Consider the following 23,167-nt stretch of genomic DNA (forward strand, 5'->3'; position numbering starts at 1 on the left):
CCGTGCACGATCCGCCTCGCATCCTCGCCGTCGACGACACGCCGGAAAATCTCGAAATCCTGCGCATGCGCCTCGAGGCGAACGGCTACGAAGTGGTGACTGCAGCGGACGGCGAAGAGGGGTTCGCGAAGGCGCGTGAGTTCAAGCCGGACCTGATCCTGCTCGACATCATGATGCCGAAGCTCGATGGGATAAGCGTCGTGCGGATGCTCAAGGAAGACGTGTCGCTGCGATCGATCCCGGTTATCCTCGTCACCGCGAAGGCGGATACCCGAGACGTGGTGAAGGGATTGGACGCCGGCGGCGACGACTATCTGACCAAGCCGTTCGAGCACCAGGCTCTGCTGGCGCGAGTCCGCTCGATGCTGCGCCAAAAGGCGCTTCACGATACCGTCCAGAGCCAGGCGCTGCGCCTTGAGGACCAGGCCGCACAATTGGCGGCATGGAACCGCTCTCTTGAACAAACAGTGGCGGAGCAGGTGATGGAAATCGAGCGGATGAGCCGCCTCAGACGATTTCTGCCCGCTCAGGTCGCCGACCTTATTGTTGCAGCAGGAAATGGCGACGCGCTTCTTCAAAGTCACCGTTGCGAGGTGACCGTAGTCTTCTGCGATCTTCGCGGCTTTACAGCTTTCGCCGAGACCGCCGAGCCCGAAGAGGTGATGACAGTTCTTCGCGAATACCACTCCTGCCTCGGCGAGCTGATCGCCCGCCATGGGGGAACCTTGGAACGCTTCGTGGGCGACGGTCTTCTCGTCGTTTTTAATGATCCACTGCCTTGCATCGACCACACCGAGAAAGCGGTCTGTATGGCGGCGGAGATGCGTGACGCGATCGACGAGCATTCGGAACGATGGCGCAAACGGGGCTATTTGCTTGGTTTCGGGATCGGCATCGCTCGGGGACACGCGACTATCGGACAGATTGGCTTTGACCAGCGCTCGGATTATGCGGTCATCGGTACCGTCCCGAACCATGCGGCCCGATTGTGCGAGAAGGCCAAATCTCGTCAGATTCTCGTCAGCCAACGGGTCTACGGCACTATCGAGCCACTGGTTGAATCCGTTCCTGTTGGCGAATTGACTCTGAAAGGTTTCCACCGCCCGATGCCGGCTTACGAAATTGTTCGGTGGCTTGGCTGACAAAGTTAGCAGCGGACGCGGCCCATCGTATCCAGACGACATACAATGCGCGCAATCCAGACGCTTCTAAATGACGGCAGCGGGTGGGGAACGGTCGTTCTGCCGGCAACAAGCAAATGGCAACAATGGCGCAACGTGCTCGTTCTGGCAGATGAGCCGAACGGCAACTTCCCACCCGAAGGGGACCTTGGCATCGTGACGTACGAGGTCAGCTTCGGGCCGACAGCAGACGTCAGCCGCGTGTTCGCCCTGAGTAATTCCATGGCATTAGCTCGTCCACCCGGCTCTGCTTGTGGCCATTGACGATGGAGGTGAGCGTGGCGGTCAGATACGCAAACGGATCGACAGCGCTGAGCTTGCTGGTTTCGATGAGCGAAGCGATGATCGCCCAATTCTCCGCTCCAGATCGATACACTGTCGGCTCATGATCTGGGCTTGGCGATAGAGCGGCAGATGATCTGCGTACTTTGACACCAGTACATGCGCGATGGTCGCCTCGGTCGGCAATCCGGCGTGGATCAGTCGAGCAGGTGCTGGAGCCTGAGATACGCCGTCGGTGTAGGCGCGGCAGGCATATTTGGGACGACGGGTGACGATGACACGGAACTGCGCCGGAATGACATCCAGCCGCTCGGACACGTCCTCGCCCACGCGATGCAGGCCGCCGCCACAGGGGCAGATCAGGCTTTCCGGCTCGATAATCTCCTCGACACGAGGAAGGTGGGCGGGAAGAGAGCCGCGATTGGCAGCGCGTGGTTTGGGGTGCGGTTTATCCGAAGGGCTATCGGCCTCGTCTCCGGCATGCACGGCCGCAATGGCCGTTTCCAGGTCCTCCAGTGCAAGATCAAATTGCTCGGGATCGGCTTTCTCTGATTTGCGGCCGAAGGCCGCCTGCTTGAAAGCGGCAACCAGCTTCTCCAGCCGTTCGATCCGCTCATCCTTACGGACTTCACGCACCTGCGCTGCGACCAGCATCGCCTTCAAGGCAGCAATATCGTCCGGCAAATCGGCGGCGTCCAACATGGTAGAAGTTTATCAAATTCGGCCCGCGTCTCACCGCCGGAGTTTGCCAATCGAGTCATCGTGACGCACCTATTCGATGGCGGTCGGCGCTCTCGCCTCCACTGAACGGACCCGACGCCAGTCGAGTCCCGCGAACAGCGCCTCGAACTGGGCATGTCCCAAGGTCATCAAGCCGTCCCGGATATTTGGCCAAGTGAACGTGTGCTCCACTAGCCGCTTGTAGGCCATTACAATACCGCTGCCGTCCCAGTAGATCAGCTTCAACCGGTCCGCGTTGCGTGACCGGAATACGAAGACCGTTCCTGTAAACGGGTCTTTGTGCAGCTCGTTCTTGACCAGCGCCGCCAATCCATCATGGCCTTTGCGGAAGTCGACCGGCTTGGTCGCGACCATGATCCGCACGCGGTTCGATTGAAAGATCATGCTGGGACCGCCAAGGCACGCGCGACAGCGACGATTCGGGTAGCAGACGCGCCTTCTTCCAAACGGATCGTGACGGAGCCAACAATGATCTCAGGACGGCTGGCTTTCTTAGTCGGCGGTTCCGAAACGGGTGGCTCAACAATCACCGCTGCAAACTCCACCGCATCCTCGGGTGCAGGCAGAACCAGCTTGCCTTGTCGTGCCATCGTTCTCCAAGTGGACAGATGGTTCGGCTTCAAGCCATGTCGCTCGGCGACTTCATTCACCATCGCGCCGGGCCGAAGGCTCTCCGAAACGATTTGCGCCTTGACCTCATCCGGCCAATGCCGGTGAACCTCACGTCCAGACTTCCTGGTCGTGAGAACCTCCAATGTAGTCTCCATGGAGAAACTCCCGTTGCTCTTCCATGGAAAGGCGATCACAGATCAGGGCGGCAATATCAACGTGGGAGCGGAACACCGGTTACAGAAAAATAGGGGCGGACCCTCCGCTCAGGGGAAGCTGGCCCGAAGTGTCGGATGGGAGGGCAGGCAAACTCCCGCGCCGGCTACAAAATCTCCAGCACCGGGCTTTCCAGCACCTTTCCCGTCAAGACATCGGCAATCCCGCGGTCGGTCTGATGCGGGCCGGTGTTGCAGGCAAGTGTCGCGCCGAAGCAGGCCTTGAAGACAAGATAGGGCGGTTGCCAGTCGACGATCTTTTCCATTGCCTTGCGAATATCGCGGAAGCCGGAGGCGGTGTCCTTAAGCGAAGTCTCGGCGACGAGGCCGGAAAGCGGCAGTGGGAGCAATGCGGCAATCTGGCCATCCCTGGCAACGGCCATGCCACCGCCGGCCGCGATGACGGCGTTTGCGGCGAGCGCCATGTCGCCTGCATTGCCGCCGAAGACTGTGAGGTTATGGCTGTCATGCGATACAGTCGTGCAGAAAGCGCCGCGCCACTTTCCCCAGCCCTTCAAGAAGCCGGTGCGCGGGCGGCCATCCGCCCTGCCGTGGCGATGGGCGACGGCAATCATGGCGCAGTCCGGCGGCGGTACGACGAAACCGTCCTTTACCTCGGCATCGGCTGTGCCCCAATGCGTAAAACGCGGCCGGTCGATCGTGGCGATGCGGACGCGATTGCCTTTCGAGGGCACCTTGAAATCGTCTTCGGCAACCGGCGATAGCTTGACGGAATTGGTAAGCGGCGCGGGGTCGAGCGAATGGACCGGCGAGGTAAGCCTGCCGTTCTGCGCTGCCACGCGGCCATTGGCGATGACAGTGCGGGCTTTGAAGTCCTGCAGGTCCTCGAACAGGACGATATCTGCGCGCCGCCCGGCGGCGATCAGGCCGAGGTCGCTGCGCTTCAGGCGTTCGGCGGCGTTGAACGTCGCAGCGCGAAGCGCCCATTCCGGCTTCATGCCGTAGCGCACCAGCCGGCGGATGACGTCGTCAAGGCCACCATCCCTTTCGAGTTCATCCGGAAAGACGTCGTCGGTGCAAAGCGTCACAGTTGGCGGCATATGGCCAATACTGTTCAGCGTCTCGACGAATTCCTCAAGGAGGTGATCATGCGAGCCGCGGAGCTCGATCGTCATTCCGGCGGTAAGCTTGGAGAGAAGGTCGGCGCCGGAAGTCAGCTCGTGATCGGAGGTGATGCCGGCCGCCATGAAGGCGTTGAGATCGACGCCCTCCAGCCCGCGAGCGTGGCCGCAGACGAGTTTGCCCGAGGCGAGCCCAGCTTGAACGATGGCGGTCATGCGCGGATCGCCGTCGATGACCCCGCGCATGTTCATGACTTCGGCAACGCCGCCGAGCGCAGGAAGTTGCAGCATTCCGGCCATTGCCGAAGCGTCAAAGTCGGCGCCTGCTACTTCCAGGCCCGGTGCCGAAGGAACGCAAGACGGAGCGAGCAGGATCATGTGCAAAGGCAGAACGCGGGAAGCTTCGATCGCCCAGCGCACGCCGTCAAGGCCATGCACATTGGCGAATTCGTGCGGATCCCAGAGGATCGTCGTCACGCCGCGCGGCAGGACGGCTGCGGTATATTCGGCAGGCGTCACCATCGAGCTTTCGATATGCATGTGCGTATCGATCAGGCCGGGCGTGACGAACGTCCCGCCGGCATCGATGAATTCGGTCGCCTCGGTGCGGGTGCCCGGCGCATGCACGCTGGCGATCAGCCCGCCGACGAGGCCGATATCTGCATCACGGAAGCGGCCGGTGACTACGTCGAGCAGCTTGCCGCTTGTGATAAGCGCATCGAATGGTGCAGCACCCCTTGCTGCGGCAACGGCGCGGGCACGCAGCGACGGATCATTGATGTCTGAGGGTTCTCGCCTACGCTTTACGCTCATTTGCGGGCCTCGTTGACCAGTGCTGCAAGGATAATGGTCCGCGCCGTCTCGGCATCGATATCGGCGGCAAAATGGGCGTTGAACGTGGCATGAGTGTCGCGCGTCTCGACCACCGTGCGGCCGCGGGTCAATTCGCCTGCCAGCTCGACATCGATGCGGGCGGGGTGGAACTTCACAGCATCCGGCGCCACGAAGGCCACGGCGGCGCACGGATCGTAGATCGCCATGGCGGGGCGGCCGCGGCCGGTGCCGATGCGGATGTAACCGGCAAACATGTCGGCCAGAAGTTCGGCCCTCGTGCCGCCGGCGCCGCGCACGACTTCAGCGTCTTCCGGTCTGGCGAGCACCTTGCGGCACAGGTCGAGATCGACCATTCGCAGCGGCATGCCATGGGCGATGACGATCGCCAGCGCTTCGGGATCGGCAAAGGCGTTGAATTCCGCCGAGGCGGTATGATTGCCGGCAGTAACGCCACCACCCATCCAGGTGAGTTCGCTGATGCGGGCGGCGAGATCCGGACGCGCCAGCGCCACCGCGGCGACATTCGTCAGCGGGCCAAGCGCCAGGATGCGGCGCGGACCGTCAGCCTCTAGCCAGCGGCAAAGAGCAGTGAAGGCGTCGCTTGCTGCAAGCGCTGCTGCTTGCGGCAGGGCTCTTTCGATCGTCGGGATGCCGGTTTCGCCGAGGATCGCCTGGGCAGTCTCGAGCTTGCCAAGGACTGGTTGGGCGCGGCCGCAATGAATGGGGAATGTCCATCCGAAGGTTTGCATGGCACCGGCAGCGTTTGCCTGCACCTGGGTGAGCGGCGTGTTGCCGAAGACGAGCGAGACGCCGTCTATCTCGAGTTCGGACTGATCAACCACCAAAATGGCGGCGATGTCGTCAAAACCCATATCGGTATCGATCCAAACGCCCATGATATTACCCGAACCTCTTGAGAGTTGCCGCGGCCGCAAGCGGTAGGTCGAAGGAAAGTGCAGCGCCGATGTCGTGCGCCGGCAGGCTTGCATCCACCTCGGCCTTGATCTGTCCGAGCGGTGTATCGAGCAGATATTCGCGGGTGTTTCCGGCAAAGGAGGTGCCGCTCACGGCCCCCTGGAATGGACCGGAACCAAGTGCGACCGCGCTCGGCCGCCAGGCCAGTCCTGCTGCCTGCGGAGTAAGATGGGGAAGCTCTATGGCGCCGTTCGCCGTGACGAGCTTGCCGTTCTCCAGCTTGAAGACGTTCTCGAAGCCGACGAAATCGGCAACGAAGGCGGAGACCGGCTTGTTGTAGATTTCTTCCGGCGTGCCGATCTGCTCTATGGCGCCGTTCAGCATGACCACGATACGGTCGGCAAGGGCCAAGGCCTCGGCCTGATCGTGCGTGACGAAGATCATGGTAACGCCGGTTTCCTTCTGCACGCGCTGCAGTTCTGCCCGCATTTCAAGGCGCAGCCGCGCGTCGAGGTTGGAGAGCGGCTCGTCAAGAAGCAGCACCTTCGGCTCCATGACCATGGAACGGGCGAGCGCCACACGCTGCTGCTGGCCGCCGGAAAGTTCCGCGGGCTTGCGCGAGGCGAAACTGGAGAGGCCGACCGACTTGATCCCGGCGTTGACGCGGGTATCGAGATCCTGGCCGTTGAGACCCTTGAGGCGGAGGCCGAAGGCAACGTTCTCATAGACCGTCAGGTGCGGGAAGAGTGCGTAGGACTGGAAGACGAGGCCGACGGCGCGTTTGTTGGGCGAAACGCGCGTGATGTCGGCGCCATCGAGATTGATGCGGCCGGAGGCGGGCGCCAGCAGACCCGCAATGGAGCGCATTGTCGTCGTCTTGCCGCAGCCTGAAGGGCCGAGCAGGGCAACCAGTTCGCCCTTGGCGATCGACAGGTCAAGATCCTTCACGGCGATCGTATCGCCATAGGCCAGCGTCAGCTTGTCGAGTTGAAGATAGGCATCAGACATAACGAGACAGTCCCAGGAAACGTTCGGCGAGGAAGACGATGCCGATGGAAAGGAAGGCGAGCAGCGAGGAGAGTGCGGCGATCGAGGGGTCGTAGGTGGTCTCCATGTAGCCCAGCATGTCGATTGGCAGCGTGCGCACGCCGGGGCCGGACAGGAAGAGCGAGACCGGCACCTGGTTGAAGCTGGTGACGAAGCCGAGGATGAAGGCGGCAAGAATGCCGCCACGGATATTCGGCATCACAACACGGAAGAAGGCGCCCAGGCGCGTCGAGCCGAGCAGCACGGCGGCTTCCTCGATGTCCGAGCGCAAATTATTGAGGCTTGCGGAAACGACGCGCACTGCATAGGGCAGGACGAGCGCCGTGTGGGCGAAGAAGAGCGCCAGCGTGATGTTGAAGCCGAAGGGCACGACCAGGTAACGCAGCAATGCGAGGCCGACGATGATGCCCGGGACGATGATCGGCAGCGAAACGACGGTTCGCACGGTTTCACCGAAGGGCAGCCAATAGCGCGACAGAGCGTAGGCGGCCGGAATGCCGAGCACGAGAGCGGCGAGCGTTCCGAAGACTGCGAGGAACATCGACATCGAAAAGCTGTCGCGGAAGCTCTCGATGGTGAAGACCTTGATCACCCAGCGAAGCGAAAGGCCCTGCGGCGGAAAGGCGAGCGTATCCCCGGCCGAAAGCGATGCGGCGATAATGATCAGAAATGGCCCGATGAGGAATGTCAGCACGAGGAAAAGCACGATTGGTGCGAACAAGCGGGAGGTCATCGCTTGTTCCTTGCAGTTGCCAGGCGCTTCAGCAGAATGTTCGCGGCGAAGCTCATGACGATCAGCATGAAGGCGATGACGCTTGCGGAAACGAAGTTATTGGCGACCGAGACCTGCTGGTAGAGCAGCGTTTCGAGCATCAGCACCTTTGAGCCGCCGAGCACGGCGGGCGTGATATAGGCTGTCAGCGAGCCGGTGAAGACGAGCGTGCCGCCGACGACGAGGCCCTCGCGGGTCAGCGGCAGGATGACCTTCCAGAAAACCTGGAACCAGTTGGCGCCGAGTACGCGGGCCGCCGGGATCGCATCCTTCGGCATATTCTCGAGCGCGCTGATCAGGGAAAGGATCATCAAAGGCAAGAAGAGCTGCAGCAGGCCGATGAACACGGCCGTTTCAGTAAAGAGAAGGCGTAGTGGTCCATCGCTGAGGCCCATTCCGGTCACCGCCTGGTTGACGATGCCTGTGCGGCCGAGGATGACGATCCAGGCATAGGTACGGGCAACGGGCGAGATCATCAGCGGCAGGGTAACGAGGCCGATCATCCGGCCCTTGCCCTTGGGCGGCAGGTTGACGATGGCGAAAGCTGCGGCGTAGCCGATGATCGCTGAAACGGCCGTCACCTCAAGACCAAGCTTGAAGGTGCGGATGAAGACGGTGCGGTTCAGCGTGCCGGAGAAGAAGTCACCATAGGCCGAAAGCGTCCAGGCGCCTTGAAGGCGAAAGCTTTCTGAAAGCAGGATGGAGACGGGCAGCAGAAAAACGACGGCGGCAAAGACTGCTGCGGGCAGGGCGAGCGCCAGGGCTTCTGCTCGGTTCTGAAACATGATGCGCCTTTCGGGACGACCGCGGAAGGGGCGGTCCCGGCTAGCCGGAACCGGGTGTTATCGCAGCCTTACTGGCCGACCTTGTCGTTCCATTCCTTGAGCCATGCGTCGCGATTGTCGAGCGCTGCGGCGGAGGGAATGAGCTTGAGGGTTTTGGCTGTCTCCTCGCCGTAAGTCAGGTTGTTGGCGGCGGCCTCGGATACCTTCACTTCCTTGTTTGCAGGGCTATCGATCAGCTTTTCGGCGAGTTTCGTCTGGATGTCGGTCGAGAGCCAGAAATCCATGAACTGCAGCGCCAGATCCTGATTCTTCGAGCCCTTGGTGACGACCATGACATTCATACCGCCGGTCTGGCCTTCCTTCGGGGTCGCCCAGGCGATCGGAAGGTCGAGCTTGGTGAAGCCCGCCCAGGAGAAACGCCCGATGGGAGCGGCCCAGATTTCCTCCTGCTGCATGAGCTGTACCAGCTGCGAGGATTTCTCGTAGAAGGTGACGATGTCATCCTTCTTCTCCCCGACGGCTTCGATCGGACCCTTGAGGTCGGACGTATCCGTACCGAGCGCAAGGCCGAGCATGTAGAGCGCCGGCGGCCCCTGGTTGGTGGTCACGTTCGGAAAGGCGACGTGGCCGACATATTCCGGCTTCAGGAGATCGGCCCAAGACTCGATCTTCATCTTGTCCGAGCGGTAGGCGATAGACGTGGCATAAAACGTGTAGCCGACGCTCATGCCGTCGCCGTTCGGATCCTTGGCGAGATCGTAGAGCTTTTCGAAGTTGGTAAGCTTGGACGGATCGATCCTCTCCACCAGTCCCTTGCGGGAAGCCGACAGCGCATCCGCCATCGAGACGACAGCCATATCGACGGCCGGGTTTGCCTTGTTCGCCTCCATCTTGGCGAGGCGCTCGACGCTGTTGCCCGTCTCCACGACGAGCTTGCAGCCACATTGCTTTTCGAAGGGATCATAGACCAGCGTCTTGAAGTCGTCCTGCGCAAAGGCATAGACGGAAATGGTCAGAGTCCGATCCTGCGCCATGGCGCCGAGCGGGATTAGCGCGAGCAGCGCTGCCGATGCGATGAGGGATGTCTTCATGTCAGGAGTTCTCCATCTGCAGGTGTTCTTGAACCGGGTTCGCCGGGGCGGACGATTGGCGGATGATCAGTTGCATGGGCACGCGATCTTTCTCCGCAGTCACGAGTGCGCCCTCCCGGGTGCTGCTTGTTTTTATGTTCTTGACCAAGGCCGATACGGCGATCTCGGCAATTGCGTCCATGTCCATCTTCACCGTGGTAAGCGCAGGTGTCACGACCGCAGACCAGATCAGGTCGTCAAAACCGGTGACGCTGGCTTGGGCAGGCACGTGGATGCCATCGCGCTGCAGCTCCGTGAGCACCCGCAGCGCCTGAAGGTCGGACAAGGCGGCAAAGGCGGTGAAACCCTCGCCGACCTTTCTTGCAAGGCCGAGCGGGCAGCCGCTGCCGGCCTGATGTTCAAGCTTTTCGATCCAGAGCGTTTCGGCGCTCATGCCCGGACAAAGACCCGAACGGATGCCGCCCGCACGATCGTTCTGCACGTTCGATTCTGGATTGTTGCCGATGATGAGGATCCGCTTATGGCCGAGATCGGCGAGGTGAGCGGCAATCAGTTGGCCGCCCTGCCAGTGGTCGGCTGCAACCGTGTTGCCCGGCGTCGATGCAGTGTCGATGACGGCGACTGGGCAGCTTGCTGCGGATATGCGCGTTGCGCGGCGGGGCACGATCACCAGGCCATCGACGCCGCGTTCGACAAGCCGGTTGATTGCTTCGGTCTGAGCCGAGACATTCCCGCGCGAATCGGCGATCAGCACGCCGTAGCCGGCAGAGGCGGCGGCGAATTCGATCGCCTGCGCAATCTTGGGAAAGAGGGGATTTGCGATGTCGGGAAGAACAAGTCCGAGCACGCCGCTTCGGCCGGTGCGAAGCGCCCGACCCGCCTGGCTTGGAACATATCCGAGCTCGGCGGCATGTTCCCTGATCTTTCCGACGAGCTGCTCCGAGACGCGCCCCTTGCCCGAAAGCGCGTTCGAGACTGTTGCGACCGACACGCCAAGCGACGTCGCAATCCTGCTGAGGTTCGGTCCCGGGCGCAACTGAGCCATAGTTTCATGATGCGTTTGATTAATCGTTTAATCACGCGTACCTGAAGCACAGCGGCTTGTCGAATCCATTTTGCGGGATGGGGCCCTTTCCACACACGATTTTTCGAAAGCAACAAAAAAAGCCCCGTTGCCGGGGCTTTTGTCATTCCTAGAAATGGCTCTTTCAGCTCTTTGAGGGGCCTTTTGCCACGGTGGCGGAGACAGCGTTGACCTTGCCGCCGGGGGCATAGCCGCCGCCGATTGCGACGTTGAGGGAGACGTAGTCCCTGGCCATCTGCTGCACGGACGCCGCCAGGCTTGCCTGGGCCAGCGACACCTGGCGCTGGGCGTCGAGCACGTCGAGCAGCGAGGAGGCGCCGTCCTTGTAGCTTGCCGTCGACAGTTCCAGCGATTCCTGCGTCGTCTTGACCTGGGCGCGCAGCGCTTCCACCGTCTGGGCGTCGCGGCGCACGGCCGACAGCGCGTTCTCCACCTCCTCGACGGCATTGAGCACCGCTGCCTTCCAGGCGAGATAGGCGGTCTTGGCGTCCGACTTGGCGATGTCGACATTGGCGCGCAGGCGGCCGCCGTCGAAGATCGGCAGGCTGAGCGTCGGGCCGAAGGACCAGGTGGTCAGGCCGCCGCCGCTGCCACCGGCCGCATTGACCCAGGTGGGCGAGATCGAGCCGGACAGCGAGATCGACGGATAAAGCTGCGATTCGGCGACGCCGATATTGGCGGTCGCCGCTGCCAGATTGCGCTCGGCCACGCGGATGTCGGGACGGTTGCGGATCAGGTCGGCCGGGATGCCGGAGATGATGCCGGCACGGTAGACCGGCTGGGCGGCTCCCTTCTGCAGCTCGGCCATCAGCGAGGAGGCCGGCAGGCCGAGCAGCGTGGCGATGTGATGCGCCGAGACGCGGAAGTTGGTTTCCAGGCCGGGGATTTCAGCCTGCGTCGACTGCACCAGGCCCTCGGCCTGGACGACGTCGAGCCTGGAGGCGGCACCGGCTTCCAGCTGGAACTTGGTAAGATCGTAGGTCTCCCGGCGCGATTGCAGGTTGGCCTTCGACAGCGCGATGCGCTCCTGGTAGAAGCGGGCGTCGATATAGGTCGAGACGAGATCCTGCAGGAAGGCAAGCCGGGCCACGTCGGCGCTGGCATAGGCCGAATCGAGCGAAGCAAGCGCGCTTTCCTTGGAGCGCCGGTACTGGCCGAAGAGATCGAGCAGCCAGGAGACATTGGCCTCGCCGCCAGAGGTGTTGGTCGCACCCACCCGGGTGCGCTCCGAGCCCATCTGGCCCGACACCGTGTGCGAGGCACCGACGACCAGGCTCGGCAGCGAGCCAGCCCCGGCGACCGTCACATTGGAGGACGCCGCATTGATGCGTTCCATCGCCTGCAGAACGTCGAGGTTCTGGTCGATGCCGCGCGCAACCAGGCTGTCAAGCTGCCTGTCGCGAAACGCCGACCACCAGGCCACCGTCGCTACATCACCGATATTCTTGTTGCTGCCTTCACCGAACTTCGCCGGCAGCGGCATCTCCGGAGGCGTGTGGTCCGGTCCGCTCACGCAGCCCGCCAGCAAAAGCAATAGTGCCGGTGTAGCAAAACGAAGAGATATCATTCATTTCTTCCTGTAACTCGACCAAGTCTAATTTCTTGCCAAAAGCATCATGCTTTGCCGTCGGCCGCGCTTCGTCCCAACGAGATACACCATGTCGAAGCAATCCGCCGGCAATGTATCAATGAGTCATTCATTCTGGCAGTGCATTTTTATCACACTCACGCCACAATTTTCGTGCGCCGGGAGAAGACGCGGCGGATGACCACGAAGAAGGACGGCACAAAGAAAATCCCGAGCGCCGTGGCCGCGAGCATGCCGCCGAGGACACCGATGCCGATGGCGTTCTGGGCTGCGGAGCCCGCGCCGGTGGCCACGGCAAGAGGCACGACGCCCAAAATGAAGGCAAGCGATGTCATGATGATCGGGCGCAAACGAAGCCTTGCCGCTTCCAAAGTCGCCTCAAAGAGACCCATCCCGGTCTCCAAACGGTCCTTGGCGAATTCGACGATCAGAATCGCGTTCTTCGCTGCGAGACCTATCGTCGTCAGAAGACCGACCTTGAAGTAGACGTCGTTCGCCTGTCCGAAGAGGGTCGCAGCCACAAGCGCGCCGAGCACGCCGACGGGCACCGCCATGATCACCGAGAACGGGATCGACCAGCTTTCGTAGAGCGCCGCCAGGCAAAGGAAGACGACGAGCACCGAAATTGCATAAAGCATCGGCGCCTGCGAACCCGAGAGCCGCTCCTGATAGGATATGCCCTGCCAGGCCACCGTATAACCGCCGCCGATCTGTGCAGTAAGGGCCTCCATCTCGTTCATGGCATCGCCGGAGCTGACGCCCGGTGCCGAAGCCCCGTCGAGCGGGATCGCGCTGACGGCGTTGAAGCGGGCAAGCGTCGGGGCACCCTTGACCCATTCCGTCCTGGTGAAGGCGGAGAAGGGGACCATTTCGCCGGAGGAGTTGCGGGCATACCAGTGGTCGAGATCGGTCGGCTGCATCCGGAAGGGCGCATCGCCCTGCACGTAGACTGGCTTGATCTCGCCGTTCAGCGTGAAGTCATTGACGTCGCGGCCGGTGAAGATGACAGAGAGCATCGCATTGACCGCGGAAATATCCACGCCCATAGCGCCGATCTTCTCCTGGTCGATGACGATCCGCATCTGCGGCTCGACTTCCTTGTTGTTGTTGCGAAGGGCGACCACCTTGCCGCTGGCATTGGCCATCTGGATCAGCCGCTTGGAGGCGGTGTCGAGCGCAGCCGTGCCGTGTCCGCCGGTATCGACGAGGTACATCGAAAAGCCGCTGGACACGCCGAGACCCTGGATCGCCGGCGGCAGCAATGCGAAGACCTGCGCTTCGCGGAAGGTGAAGAAGGTCTTGAGCGCCCGCGTCACGATCGCCTGCGCGTGCTGACTGGCCTCGGTACGCAGCGAAAAATCCTTGAGCTTTGTAAAGACGATCGCGCTGTTTTGGCCGGAGCCGTTGAAGCTGAAGCCAAGGGCGCCGAAGACCGAATCGACGGAATCCTTTTCGTTTTCGCGATAATACTTTTCGACCTTCTCGACGACTGCCTGGGTCTGTTGCGTCGTCGATCCGGGCGGCGTGGTGACGATCGTCAGCAGAACGCCCTGATCTTCTTGCGGCAGGAACGAGCTCGGCAGGCGCGTGAACAGATAGGCGCAACCTGCCCCGACGAGCAGGAACACCAGCATCACCCTGATCGGACGCTTCAACAGGTAGCCGATGGTGCGGACGTAACCGTTGGTCGAGCGCGTGAAGTTGCGGTTGAACCAGTCGCCGACGCGGTGCTTCCTGTGTTCGGAGACCGGCTTGAGCATGCTGGCGCAAAGTGCCGGCGTCAGCACGATGGCGACGAGGGCCGAAAGCAGCATGGCCGAAACGATGGTGATCGAGAACTGACGGTAGATGATGCCGGTCGAACCGCCGAAAAAGGCCATCGGAATGAAGACGGCCGTCAGAACCAGTGCGATGCCGACGATGGCGCCGGTGATTTCGCCCATCGACTTCTCCGTCGCCTCAAGCGGCGACAGCTTTTCCTCCGACATGATGCGCTCGACGTTCTCGACAACGACGATAGCATCGTCGACGAGCAGGCCGATCGCGAGAACCATGGCAAACATCGTCAGCGTATTGATCGAATATCCCGTTGCCGCCAAAATGCCGAAGGTTCCAAGCAGGACCACCGGCACGGCGATGGTCGGGATCAGCGTCGCGCGCAGGTTCTGCAGGAAGACGAGCAGAACCACGAAGACGAGAACGATCGCTTCGATGAGGGTGTGGACGACCTTTTCGATCGACAGCTCGACGAAGGGCGTTGTGTCGTAAGGATAGGTAATCTCCACGCCTTCCGGCAGGCCGTGGCCGATTGTGTCGAGCGCTGAGCGAACGCGCTCCGCGGTGTCGATGGCATTGGCGCCGATCGCAAGGTTGACGGCAAAGCCGCTCGATGGCTGGCCATTGTAGCGCGACGAGCCGCCGTAGCTTTCCTGGCCAATTTCGATACGCGAGACGTCGCTGAGGCGGACCGTCGATCCGTCCTTTTCCACTTTCAGAATGATCCGCTCGAAGTCCGCGACCGTCGTCAGCTGGCTCTGCGCGGTGATCGTGACGTTCAGCTGCTGGCCCTTGACGAGTGGCTGTGCGCCGAGGGAGCCAACGGAAACCTGCGTGTTCTGGGCCTCGATGGCCGAGGTCACGTCGCTTGGCGTCAGCTGATACTTCTGCAGTTTGAAGGGATCGAGCCAGACGCGCATTGCATAACCCGAACCGAAGATATTGATGCTGCCGACGCCTTCGAGACGCTGTATCTGGTCTTCGATCTGGTTTGACAGGATGTTGCCGAGGTCGACGGAATTCCGCTTGCCATCGGTCGAAACCAGCGATCCGACCAGCAGGATACTGGAGGTCGATCGCGTGACGCTGATGCCGGCATCGATGACGTCATCGGGAAGCTGCGATTGGACGAGCTGCAGCTTGTTCTGGACCTGCACCTGCGCGATGTCCGGATCGACGCTTGTTCCAAACGTCAGCGAGATGCTGGCCGAACCGGTAGACGAGGTCGAAGTCATGTAGGTGAGGTCATCAAGACCGGTCATGCCGTCTTCGATGATCGTCGTCACCGATTTCTCGACGGTTTCAGCGCTCGCGCCGCGATAGGTGGCGTTGATGCGCACCGTGGTGGGCGCAATGTCGGGATACTGCGAGATCGACAGCGTGAAAATGCCGAGCAAGCCTGCGAGCATGATGGTAATCGCAATGACCCAGGCAAAAATCGGGCGTCGGATGAAAAACTTGGCCATCAAATGATTCCTGTGCGGCTTTGATCGACGTTGGAGCCTGGCGCGTCCTACTGCGCGGCCGGCTTCTGGGCGTTACCGGCTGCTGCCTGCTCGCCAGCCACGACCACACCGCTTTCATTGATCTTCATGGGGACGGGCGTAACCGGCATGCCGGGCGCGATCGACTGCAGGCCGCTGACGATCAGCTGATCGCCATCCTTCACGCCGTCGGTCACGAGCCAGGAATTGTTGGAGGGCGAGGCGTTTTCGAACACACGTGTCTCGACTTTGCCATCAGCGGAGATGAACTGCGCCGTCAGACGGCCGGTCGCGTCGCGGCTGGTGGCGAGTTGCGGCAGCGCATAGCCGACCTCGGCGCCAAGCTCGACGGTCGCGCGAACATACATGCCCGGCAAGATGACGAGATCCGGATTCGGAAAGAGCACGCGGATGATGAAGGTGCCGGTTGTCTCGCTGACGATCTGCTTCGACATATCCAGCTTGCCCTTCTGGGCGTACTCCTTGCCATCTTCCAGGATGAGCCGGAAGGCGACATCGGCGCCTTCCCCTCGAACCGTGCCAGATGCCAAAGCATCACGCAGCCTGAGCAGATTGGTGCTCGATTCGGTGAGCGAAACATAAATCGGGTCAAGCTGGCGGATCGTCGTCAGCGCCGCTGTCTGATTGGCGGCAACCACGTTGCCCACGTTGTAGGCCGTCTCGTCGATGACGCCGTCGAATGGCGCGACGATCTTCGTGTGGTCGAGATCGATTTGCGCGGAGGCAAGGGTGGCCTTGGCCGATTCGACCTCAGCGTGAGCCTGGAGAAGGGTGGTCTTTGCCGTTTCGAATTCGATCTGTGTCGCGCCGCTGCCGACAAGGCGCTGGTAGCGGTCGAAATTACTCTGCGCGCTCGGCACACTGGCTTCGGCCTTGGCGATTGCCGCCTTGGCCTGTTCGACGGTTGCGACATAAGGCGCATCTTCGATCTGATAAAGGAGGTCGCCCTTTTTCACCTCGCTGCCTTCTCTGAAGGCGATTTCGCGGATGATGCCGCTGACTTGCGGACGGATGTCGGCCGTCTGAAAGGCCTCGGCCCGGCCCGGAAGGATCGTCGTGACCGGGAAGGTGTCCTTCTTCAGCGTCACGACACCGACCGGGGCTGCCTGCTGAGCCGCTGCTGCGGGCACACCGGCGCCGCCGGCCTGGTTGTTGCCGCTGTCGCTGCAGGCACAGAGCAATCCGCTCAGCACCAAAGCTGAAGAAATGATGAAGCCACGCCGTTTCATGCTGAATTCCCTTGCGATTGGCATTTGCGGATCGGATCACCGGCTCCGGCGACGGAGCGCTGCATTCCAATAAGGAGCGTGATTAGCGGGATTCAAATACCCTTCGATCCGAACTTGCGAAAAGATTCACGAAGTGACGTAATTCAATGATCGTCACTTAGCAAGCGCTATTTTGCAATGCGGTATCGACAAAACAGACGATCTCCTCGGCCCTGCGCACAAGCGTATCCTTATCGTCACGAGCGATCAGCACGGGATGGAGCACCGATGCAAGAACATCGGCAACGGTATGGGCGGCGCGGCGCGGATCGGAACATTTATAATGATCTGCGCTCACCCCCTCGCGGATGATTTCCTCGAGATTCTGCTCGATTCGCTCGCGGTAGCGAATACCTGCTTCGAGCTTCGCCTGAACTGTCGTCAGCACCATTTCGAAGATGTAGGGATTGTCTTGAATGTCCTTGAGGTGGCTATCGAGAAGCCGAAGCACGAAACGCAGCAGTTGTTCTTTGGGCGGCAGGCTTCCGTCGAAAGAGCCAAAGCGCTCGGTGGCGTTGCCGAGATGCCGTTCGGCGATGGCATCGACAAGCGCCACTTTCGAATGAAAATGCTTGAAGACATTGGCCGGCGACATGCCGAGGGACGAGGCGATGTCGGCGATCGATACGGCGACGAAACCACGCTGGCGAAACAGCAACTCGGCCGTCGACAGAATGTCTTCCCGCGTCTCCTCGGCTTTGCGCCGCGGCCTTCGTGCCATTCGTTCCCCCGCCCTGCACATGCTAATGCCTCCCGACGAAAACCCGCAAGCGCCGAGGCGGCCTTCGGGCGGTTCGTTCCGGGTTTTTAAGGGAAATAGCGCGCAAGGTTGCTTCGCACACGGGCAGCCGGGGTTTCGCCGCGGTCATCGGCAACGAAAGACTGGGCGGTAATCGCCTCATAGGCCTTGATGTAGACCTTCGATGTCTCCTCGACCAGTTCGACCGGGATCTCGGGGATCTCGTCCTTGTAGGGATCGCAACGCTCGGCCACCCAGGCCCGGACGAAGTCCTTGTCGAAGCTTGCGGGGCGCGTGCCGTCTTCAAAGGCCTGCTGATAGCTGTCCGCGATCCAGTAACGGCTGCTGTCGGGCGTGTGGATTTCGTCGGCGAGAATAATATTGCCGTCCTTGTCGGTTCCGAATTCGTATTTGGTGTCGACGAGGATGAGGCCGCGTTTCGCGGCCATTTCCTGGCCGCGCGCGAAAAGCGCGAGCGCGTATCTCGAAAGCGTTGCCCACTGTTCCGCGGTCAGCAGACCGCGGCCGACGATCTCGTCAGGCGTCAGCGGCTCGTCATGGCCGCCGTCGAATTCCTTGCTGGTCGGGGTGATCACCGGCTCGGGCAGTCGCTGGTTGTCACGCATGCCGTCCGGCAGGTGCATGCCGTACATGTCGCGCTCGCCCTTCTTATAAAGAGTGAGGATGGACGTGCCCGTGGTGCCGGCGAGATAGCCGCGGACGACGACCTCGACGGGCAGAATGTCGAGCCGCTTGCCGATGACCACGTTCGGGTCCGGATAGTCAATGACATGGTTCGGGCAGATGTCCTTGGTCTCTTCGAACCAGTAGCGCGCCGTTTGCGTCAGCACCTGGCCCTTATATGGGATGCAGGTGAGAATGCGGTCGAAAGCGCTGAGGCGGTCGGTGCTGATGATGATGCGGCTGCCATCCGGAAGGTCATAATTCTCGCGCACCTTGCCGCGGTAATAGTTCGGCAGTTCGGGGAAATGGGCTTCGGAGAGAATTCGCACGGGCTCGATAGTCCTTTGTCGCTCGGTTTCACCCTGCTCTAGTTCCATTGCAGGGGAAGTCAAGCAAATGGCGTTCAAAGCCAGAGCAGGGCAACCAGAAGAACGGTCAGAAAATAGCAAGCAAACGCCAGCGGACTGCCGGCGCGCATGAAGTCTGAGACGCGATAGCTGCCGATGCTCATCGCCAGCGTGTTGTTGTGGTGGCCGAACGGCGTCAGGAAATCGAGCGATGCGCCCGCGGCAACGGCAATCAGGTAGGCGGCCGGAGGCTGGTGCGCTGCCTCTGCGAATTCCAGCGCAACAGGACTGAGCACAATGGCCACCGTGGCGTTGTTGACGAAAGGCGTGAGCGCCATGGCGATGAAGAGCAGGAGTGCGATGCCGGCAAGCGGCATGGATATCGGCACGAGCAGGCTCAGCCAGTCGGCCACCAACTGGGCCGTGCCTGTTGCGGCAACAGCCGAGCCGATCGGGATCATCGCGGCCAGCATGATGATGATCGGCCAGTTGATGTCCGCCATGGCCTGGCGGATGTTGAGATAACCCATCAGCGCAAGAGCGAAGACGACAGCCGCAAATGCGATCTCCGCGCGGGCCGGCCCGACAGCCGAAAGCGTCACTCCAGCAGCAAAGACCAGGAAGGGCTGCCACGCATTCGAGGTCGCCTCGTCTGCAGGTTGCGAGGCGAGCGGCAGGCATTCGCATTCCTCAAGCGCTTCGGCGACGGCCTGGCGCGGGCCCTCGAGCAGAAGGATATCGCCGATCGAGAGCTGCAGATCCTCAAAGCGGCCTTCGATCCGCGGCGACCGCATGGAGAGAGCGCCAACCCGAACGCTGCGGCTTTTAAAGACCTCCAACGAGCGGATTCGCGAGCCGACCAGCGTGCTCTCGGGCATGACGACGGCTTCAATGTGGGTGAAATCCGCCTGCATGCCATTCGGATGGGCTTCCGGAACGAGCGCAGCCGAGGCGGCGAGGCCGGCAAACACCGCATCGGCGCCTTCTGCAAGCAAGATATCGCCTGCCTTGATGGTCGACTGATCGAACGGACCAAAGACGAACTGGCCGTTGCGGATCAATGCGTGCGGCTGGATGTCAAAGAGGCTGGAGCAATCGAGAAGGCGACGGCCGGCGAGCGGCGAACCCTCAGGAACGCGCCGTTCCGCCACGATGCGCCGTCGGGCCGGCGCGGCTGTGGCAGGTTGGTCGTCGGTTTCCGGAAAAAGTTGCGGCACGACAGCGGCCATCAGCAGAATTCCGGTGATGGCGACAGGAAGGCCGACATAGGCGAAATCGAAAAAACGAAAGCCGGAACCTGTTGCCTTGGCCAATGCATCGCTGACAAGCAGATTGGCCGGCGTTCCGATCAGCGAGACGAGGCCGCCGAGAAGCGCCGCGAAGGAAATCGGCATGACGAGCTGGCGCCGCGGGATATTCATGACGCTGCTGATGCGCAGCGTTGCAGGCAGCATGATCGCGAAGGCGCCGATATTGTTCATGAAGATCGAGATGAGCCCGGTGACGGCCGAAAGACTGGCGATGACCGTGAAGCCGGACAGTCCGGCGGCTGCAAAACGTTCGGCGAGGCTGTCAAAGAGCTTTGCGCGCGCGAGCACCTGGACGATCAGTAGAATCTCGACCACCGTGATGACGACCGGACTGGCGAAACCGGCAAAGACCTGATCGGCCGGATAAAGCCGGAGCACATACCCGGCAAGCAGGCCGCCGATGGCTACAACCTCGATGCGGATACGGTTCAGGCAGAACAGAACGAGCATCGCCGAGAGAAGGATCAGCAGGGATGCTTGCTCGAACGTCATGGGCGGGCTCGCGTTTCAACCGTCAGCAAAATGTAGCCATCCGACAGGACTGTATAGGGAGAGTGCGCGGAAAGATCGATCAATCCTCATGTTGTGCGAGGTCAGGCAGTGGGCGCGCGCCAGCGGCCTTGTGCCGTTCTTTCGAGTATCGGTGTCACGAAAACCCCGACGGTGCGGTCGGGCCACCGGGCGCCTTCAGCTGCGAGCTTTTCCCTCCAGCGTTCTGATTGCAGCATCGCCGCTGCGATGACGACAGGTTCGATGTCGCAGGCGGTCATCAATTGCAGGCCCGCGACGATGGAACTGCCGCTCGAGATGACATCGTCGATCAGCGCGACACGGCGTCCCCGAAGCAACGGCAGCATGCGCGGGTCTATATATAGACGCTTGTGCGGTTCCGGCGTGGTAATCGACGACAGGGCCACGGAAAGGTCGTTGCGGTACCAGAATTTCCGGGAGGTGCCCAAGGGCACGTAGCGCGTGTGTCCGAGCTTCTGGGCGACCGCCGCAGCAAGCGTCAACCCGAGGGTTGGCAGGCCTGCTACGATATCGATGTCAAAGTCCCTGATCGTCGCCGCCAATTGCCCGGCGAGTGCATCGAGCACGGCGAAGCTCGCCTGGTTGACGATCAGCGAGGCGAGCGCGTGTTTGCTGTCGGCAAGCACCCGGATCGGCAGTCGAAGCTGGCGGCGATCCTGCAATTCCGCGACATAGAACGAGGTGAACTCGCCATTGGCCGGAAAGCTGCCCGGGGGATGGAGCTCCTGCCAGAAGTCGTGCGGCGCGATATCGTCCTTCCGCATCAATTCCGCCCGGTCCTTTCCATGCCCGTCCGCCGCTTCAGGTCGCGTAGCTCCGCCTCCGTCAGTGCGCGCACCGAGCCCTTCGGCAGCTCTCCAAGCTTTAGCCCGCCTATTGCAACGCGCACCAGGCGCAGACACTCGGCTCCGGTGGCTTCGAGCATGCGGCGGATCTGCCGGTTGCGGCCCTCGTCGAGTTCCACTTCGATCCACGAGTTGCGGTCGCCGCTTCGCAGGAGCCGTGCGGCCGTCGCCATCAGCACTTCGCCGTCGTGCCGGATGCCGTATGTCATTTCGGCCAGCGAATGCGCATCCATGATGCGATCGACTTGCACATGATAGGTCTTGGTCACATGGGTGATCGGATCGAGCAGGGCCTGCGCGAACTCGGTATCGTTGGTAAACAGCAGCAGGCCTTCGCTTGCCTTGTCGAGCCGGCCGACCGGCGAAAGATGCGGAATGTCGAATTCCTTGAGACAGTCATAGACCGTCGGACGCTCTTCCGGATCGTGCCGGGTCGTCAAAAGCCCGCGCGGCTTGTTCAGCATCAGGTAGATCTTCGCCTCGGCGGCGATCGTTGCGCCGTCGACTGCAAGCTTTGCCGATTGAAGATCGACCCAGGCGTCGAGATTGCGAACAATGCGCCCGTCGACTGCAACACGGCCGTCCACGATCAGGCGCTCGGCCTGGGTGCGGGAACAATAGCCGAGCTTCGAAAGAGCACGCGGCAGGGTTACCCGCTTGCCGCCGGCATCAGCGCCGGCTTTCTCGCGTTCACGCAATTTGTGCGGTTGGCGCCGCTCTCCCACTCAGACGTCCTTGCCTGGTTGCAACGCCGCATTCTTTGCATGAACTTCAGACGGACGCCAGCGAAGGCGGCGAAAACCCAAAGGAATAATGAGAGCCGCAAGTTGCACTGAACGACAGCCGAACAGGCTTGTCCGCGCCGGCGGCTCCGTTACCGATATTGTCAAATCCTGCAGGCCTTAGCGGCAGGCGAGAAAACCTGCCAGTTCCTGACGATTGACGACGATGCCGGCAGCGGCCTTCACCGGGTCAGGATGGGTATAGGTCAGGCTCAGCATTTCGGGCAGTTCGAGGGCCTGTCGCATATTCATGATGCCAACTGCACGCCGGCCAGTGGCGCTGTCTACGCTGACTTCGACGATGCAATTCGCCTTCTTGTTTTCCATGGTTTATCCTCCCTCATTATTATGCTCGCCTTCCTGCCATTAAAAATTGGTTTTTCTAAGACATAAGTATTTATGGACCCTACCTAATTTCCGATCGGAGGGTCCCTAAATAGTCATCCTTATTGTGCGCTGCGGTAGGCCTTGCCTAACGCCACCAATGATGCGCCTGCGCCTGGTGATGACCGCTGAGCAGGTAGCCGGCAAGGAAGCCCAAAGCACCGGCGAGGGCGAGGGCGGTCGTCGTTGCCGCGACATGTTCGCGGGCAGCTCCGGCGGCTGCCACGCTCTCGGCGCGGATCTGGGCAACGGCGTTCTTGGCGCGAGGGAGCGATTGATCAATGGCCTTGCCGGCGCGGTCGCGCACTTCATAGTAGGCTTCAGCGCCCTGAGCGGAAATCATCTTCTGCAGGCGCGACACTTCCTGTTGAAGCGCGGCGATGTCCTTGCTCACGGATGTGCGGATGTCATCGGTATTGGCAGCCATGTCGATCTCCTTGTGTTGCGATGGGAGAACAACACGACAAACCGCTTTAGGTTCCGATTTGGACTGATATGGGCCATGCTCGTTCTTTACGGGCCGATCTTTACCGTTGGTTAACCATAAAACCGCGTTTGACGGCTGTTTTTGAAGATTTTTTCGCCAGCGGAAGGGTGGATCTGAGCGATTTTTGACCAGCTGATAAAGATTTTCCCCGATAAGCCGCGCTGACAGGCCGATCTGTGAATAAATCTGCCACAAAATCACCTGCGAAAACAGTGTGTTACAAAAATGTCAAAAAAGTTGGATTGTCGGTGTTGACTATGTCTGAGGGTTAGCCGTATAAGCC

General features: G+C 61.2%; 22 protein-coding genes and 1 pseudogene. 2 read left to right on the forward strand and 21 right to left on the reverse strand.

The window, feature by feature from the left end:
- Nucleotides 1-2 precede the first annotated feature (2 nt).
- Both EV130_RS23345 and EV130_RS23350 read left to right on the forward strand, forming a co-directional pair.
- Nucleotides 3-1,142, forward strand: coding sequence for a response regulator (locus EV130_RS23345; protein ID WP_132661576.1), 1,140 nt, complete (start codon nt 3-5; stop codon nt 1,140-1,142).
- Between the two features lie 45 nt (nt 1,143-1,187).
- Nucleotides 1,188-1,445, forward strand: a complete 258-nt coding sequence (locus EV130_RS23350) for a hypothetical protein (RefSeq protein WP_132661578.1) — start codon at nt 1,188-1,190, stop codon at nt 1,443-1,445.
- On the opposite strand, the gene EV130_RS34265 is transcribed toward EV130_RS23350, so the two are convergent.
- The 21 genes and pseudogenes from EV130_RS34265 to EV130_RS23455 all read right to left on the reverse strand — a co-directional run bounded on the left by EV130_RS34265 (nt 1,375) and on the right by EV130_RS23455 (nt 22,824).
- Nucleotides 1,375-1,557, reverse strand: a complete 183-nt coding sequence (locus EV130_RS34265) for a transposase domain-containing protein (protein ID WP_165918560.1) — start codon at nt 1,555-1,557, stop codon at nt 1,375-1,377. The two genes, EV130_RS23350 and EV130_RS34265, sit on opposite strands and share 71 nt — an antisense overlap.
- A pseudogene (locus EV130_RS23360) lies at nt 1,539-2,165 on the reverse strand (transposase domain-containing protein); the annotation flags it as partial. The pseudogene EV130_RS23360 and the gene EV130_RS34265, both read right to left, overlap by 19 nt.
- 69 nt (nt 2,166-2,234) lie before the next feature.
- Complete coding sequence (gene tnpB, locus EV130_RS23365) at nt 2,235-2,588, reverse strand: IS66 family insertion sequence element accessory protein TnpB (protein ID WP_132661580.1); 354 nt, start codon at nt 2,586-2,588, stop codon at nt 2,235-2,237.
- Nucleotides 2,585-2,959, reverse strand: a complete 375-nt coding sequence (tnpA, locus tag EV130_RS23370; RefSeq protein WP_245520086.1) for an IS66-like element accessory protein TnpA — start codon at nt 2,957-2,959, stop codon at nt 2,585-2,587. The genes tnpB and tnpA overlap by 4 nt, the downstream gene beginning before the upstream one ends.
- A gap of 176 nt (nt 2,960-3,135) precedes the next feature.
- Nucleotides 3,136-4,923, reverse strand: coding sequence for an adenine deaminase (locus EV130_RS23375; protein ID WP_132661584.1), 1,788 nt, complete (start codon nt 4,921-4,923; stop codon nt 3,136-3,138).
- Nucleotides 4,920-5,840, reverse strand: a complete 921-nt coding sequence (locus tag EV130_RS23380) for a nucleoside hydrolase (RefSeq protein WP_074062292.1) — start codon at nt 5,838-5,840, stop codon at nt 4,920-4,922. The genes EV130_RS23375 and EV130_RS23380 overlap by 4 nt, the downstream gene beginning before the upstream one ends.
- Nucleotides 5,841-5,844: 4 nt before the next feature.
- Nucleotides 5,845-6,867, reverse strand: a complete 1,023-nt coding sequence (locus EV130_RS23385) for an ABC transporter ATP-binding protein (RefSeq protein WP_132661586.1) — start codon at nt 6,865-6,867, stop codon at nt 5,845-5,847.
- Nucleotides 6,860-7,639, reverse strand: a complete 780-nt coding sequence (locus EV130_RS23390) for an ABC transporter permease (protein WP_074062290.1) — start codon at nt 7,637-7,639, stop codon at nt 6,860-6,862. The genes EV130_RS23385 and EV130_RS23390 overlap by 8 nt, the downstream gene beginning before the upstream one ends.
- Nucleotides 7,636-8,463 carry an ABC transporter permease gene (locus EV130_RS23395; protein ID WP_074062289.1) on the reverse strand — a complete coding sequence of 276 codons (828 nt, stop codon included), beginning with the start codon at nt 8,461-8,463 and terminating at the stop codon, nt 7,636-7,638. The genes EV130_RS23390 and EV130_RS23395 overlap by 4 nt, the downstream gene beginning before the upstream one ends.
- Before the next feature lie 68 nt (nt 8,464-8,531).
- Complete coding sequence (locus tag EV130_RS23400; protein ID WP_074062288.1) at nt 8,532-9,554, reverse strand: polyamine ABC transporter substrate-binding protein; 1,023 nt, start codon at nt 9,552-9,554, stop codon at nt 8,532-8,534.
- Nucleotide 9,555: 1 nt separating this feature from the next.
- Nucleotides 9,556-10,599: a LacI family DNA-binding transcriptional regulator gene (locus EV130_RS23405; protein ID WP_074062287.1), complete on the reverse strand. Its 1,044-nt coding sequence runs from the start codon at nt 10,597-10,599 to the stop codon at nt 9,556-9,558.
- Between the two features lie 163 nt (nt 10,600-10,762).
- A complete protein-coding gene (locus tag EV130_RS23410) occupies nt 10,763-12,205 on the reverse strand; it encodes an efflux transporter outer membrane subunit (RefSeq protein ID WP_132661588.1) in 1,443 nt (480 codons plus the stop codon).
- A 158-nt stretch (nt 12,206-12,363) separates the two neighbouring features.
- Nucleotides 12,364-15,468 (reverse strand): efflux RND transporter permease subunit, encoded by a 3,105-nt coding sequence (locus EV130_RS23415; protein ID WP_132661590.1) that lies wholly within the window; start codon nt 15,466-15,468, stop codon nt 12,364-12,366.
- Between the two features lie 47 nt (nt 15,469-15,515).
- Nucleotides 15,516-16,736: an efflux RND transporter periplasmic adaptor subunit gene (locus tag EV130_RS23420; protein WP_074063295.1), complete on the reverse strand. Its 1,221-nt coding sequence runs from the start codon at nt 16,734-16,736 to the stop codon at nt 15,516-15,518.
- 157 nt (nt 16,737-16,893) lie between these two features.
- Entirely contained in the window at nt 16,894-17,496 is a 603-nt protein-coding gene (locus tag EV130_RS23425) for a TetR family transcriptional regulator (RefSeq protein ID WP_074062284.1), read from the reverse strand.
- Nucleotides 17,497-17,582: 86 nt separating this feature from the next.
- Nucleotides 17,583-18,527 carry a phosphoribosylaminoimidazolesuccinocarboxamide synthase gene (locus EV130_RS23430; RefSeq protein WP_132661592.1) on the reverse strand — a complete coding sequence of 315 codons (945 nt, stop codon included), beginning with the start codon at nt 18,525-18,527 and terminating at the stop codon, nt 17,583-17,585.
- Nucleotides 18,528-18,601: 74 nt separating this feature from the next.
- Nucleotides 18,602-20,347 (reverse strand): SLC13 family permease, encoded by a 1,746-nt coding sequence (locus tag EV130_RS23435; protein ID WP_132661594.1) that lies wholly within the window; start codon nt 20,345-20,347, stop codon nt 18,602-18,604.
- Nucleotides 20,348-20,448: 101 nt separating this feature from the next.
- Nucleotides 20,449-21,135, reverse strand: a complete 687-nt coding sequence (locus tag EV130_RS23440; RefSeq protein ID WP_074063294.1) for a phosphoribosyltransferase — start codon at nt 21,133-21,135, stop codon at nt 20,449-20,451.
- Between the two features lie 14 nt (nt 21,136-21,149).
- A complete protein-coding gene (locus EV130_RS23445) occupies nt 21,150-21,956 on the reverse strand; it encodes a pseudouridine synthase (protein WP_074062281.1) in 807 nt (268 codons plus the stop codon).
- A gap of 177 nt (nt 21,957-22,133) precedes the next feature.
- On the reverse strand, nt 22,134-22,340 hold the full coding sequence (locus EV130_RS23450; protein WP_074062280.1) for a hypothetical protein: 207 nt from the start codon (nt 22,338-22,340) through the stop codon (nt 22,134-22,136).
- A gap of 145 nt (nt 22,341-22,485) precedes the next feature.
- The gene (locus tag EV130_RS23455; RefSeq protein WP_074062279.1) at nt 22,486-22,824 is read right to left on the reverse strand and encodes a hypothetical protein; all 339 of its coding nucleotides are present in this window, start codon (nt 22,822-22,824) and stop codon (nt 22,486-22,488) included.
- Nucleotides 22,825-23,167: the final 343 nt, after the last annotated feature.

This window comes from Rhizobium azibense (assembly GCF_004342325.1).
GTDB classification, from domain to species: Bacteria; Pseudomonadota; Alphaproteobacteria; order Rhizobiales; family Rhizobiaceae; genus Rhizobium; species Rhizobium etli_B.

Excerpts from the sequence above, each read along its gene's own strand:
- EV130_RS23350 (WP_132661578.1), top strand. The coding sequence starts at position 1,188 with ATGCGCGCAATCCAGACGCTTCTAAATGACGGCAGCGGGTGGGGAACG.
- tnpB (WP_132661580.1), bottom strand. The coding sequence starts at position 2,588 with ATGATCTTTCAATCGAACCGCGTGCGGATCATGGTCGCGACCAAGCCG.
- EV130_RS23375 (WP_132661584.1), bottom strand. The coding sequence starts at position 4,923 with ATGAGCGTAAAGCGTAGGCGAGAACCCTCAGACATCAATGATCCGTCG.
- EV130_RS23380 (WP_074062292.1), bottom strand. The coding sequence starts at position 5,840 with ATGGGCGTTTGGATCGATACCGATATGGGTTTTGACGACATCGCCGCC.
- EV130_RS23385 (WP_132661586.1), bottom strand. The coding sequence starts at position 6,867 with ATGTCTGATGCCTATCTTCAACTCGACAAGCTGACGCTGGCCTATGGC.
- EV130_RS23390 (WP_074062290.1), bottom strand. The coding sequence starts at position 7,639 with ATGACCTCCCGCTTGTTCGCACCAATCGTGCTTTTCCTCGTGCTGACA.
- EV130_RS23395 (WP_074062289.1), bottom strand. The coding sequence starts at position 8,463 with ATGTTTCAGAACCGAGCAGAAGCCCTGGCGCTCGCCCTGCCCGCAGCA.
- EV130_RS23400 (WP_074062288.1), bottom strand. The coding sequence starts at position 9,554 with ATGAAGACATCCCTCATCGCATCGGCAGCGCTGCTCGCGCTAATCCCG.
- EV130_RS23405 (WP_074062287.1), bottom strand. The coding sequence starts at position 10,599 with ATGGCTCAGTTGCGCCCGGGACCGAACCTCAGCAGGATTGCGACGTCG.
- EV130_RS23410 (WP_132661588.1), bottom strand. The coding sequence starts at position 12,205 with ATGATATCTCTTCGTTTTGCTACACCGGCACTATTGCTTTTGCTGGCG.
- EV130_RS23415 (WP_132661590.1), bottom strand. The coding sequence starts at position 15,468 with ATGGCCAAGTTTTTCATCCGACGCCCGATTTTTGCCTGGGTCATTGCG.
- EV130_RS23420 (WP_074063295.1), bottom strand. The coding sequence starts at position 16,736 with ATGAAACGGCGTGGCTTCATCATTTCTTCAGCTTTGGTGCTGAGCGGA.
- EV130_RS23425 (WP_074062284.1), bottom strand. The coding sequence starts at position 17,496 with ATGGCACGAAGGCCGCGGCGCAAAGCCGAGGAGACGCGGGAAGACATT.
- EV130_RS23435 (WP_132661594.1), bottom strand. The coding sequence starts at position 20,347 with ATGACGTTCGAGCAAGCATCCCTGCTGATCCTTCTCTCGGCGATGCTC.
- EV130_RS23450 (WP_074062280.1), bottom strand. The coding sequence starts at position 22,340 with ATGGAAAACAAGAAGGCGAATTGCATCGTCGAAGTCAGCGTAGACAGC.
- EV130_RS23455 (WP_074062279.1), bottom strand. The coding sequence starts at position 22,824 with ATGGCTGCCAATACCGATGACATCCGCACATCCGTGAGCAAGGACATC.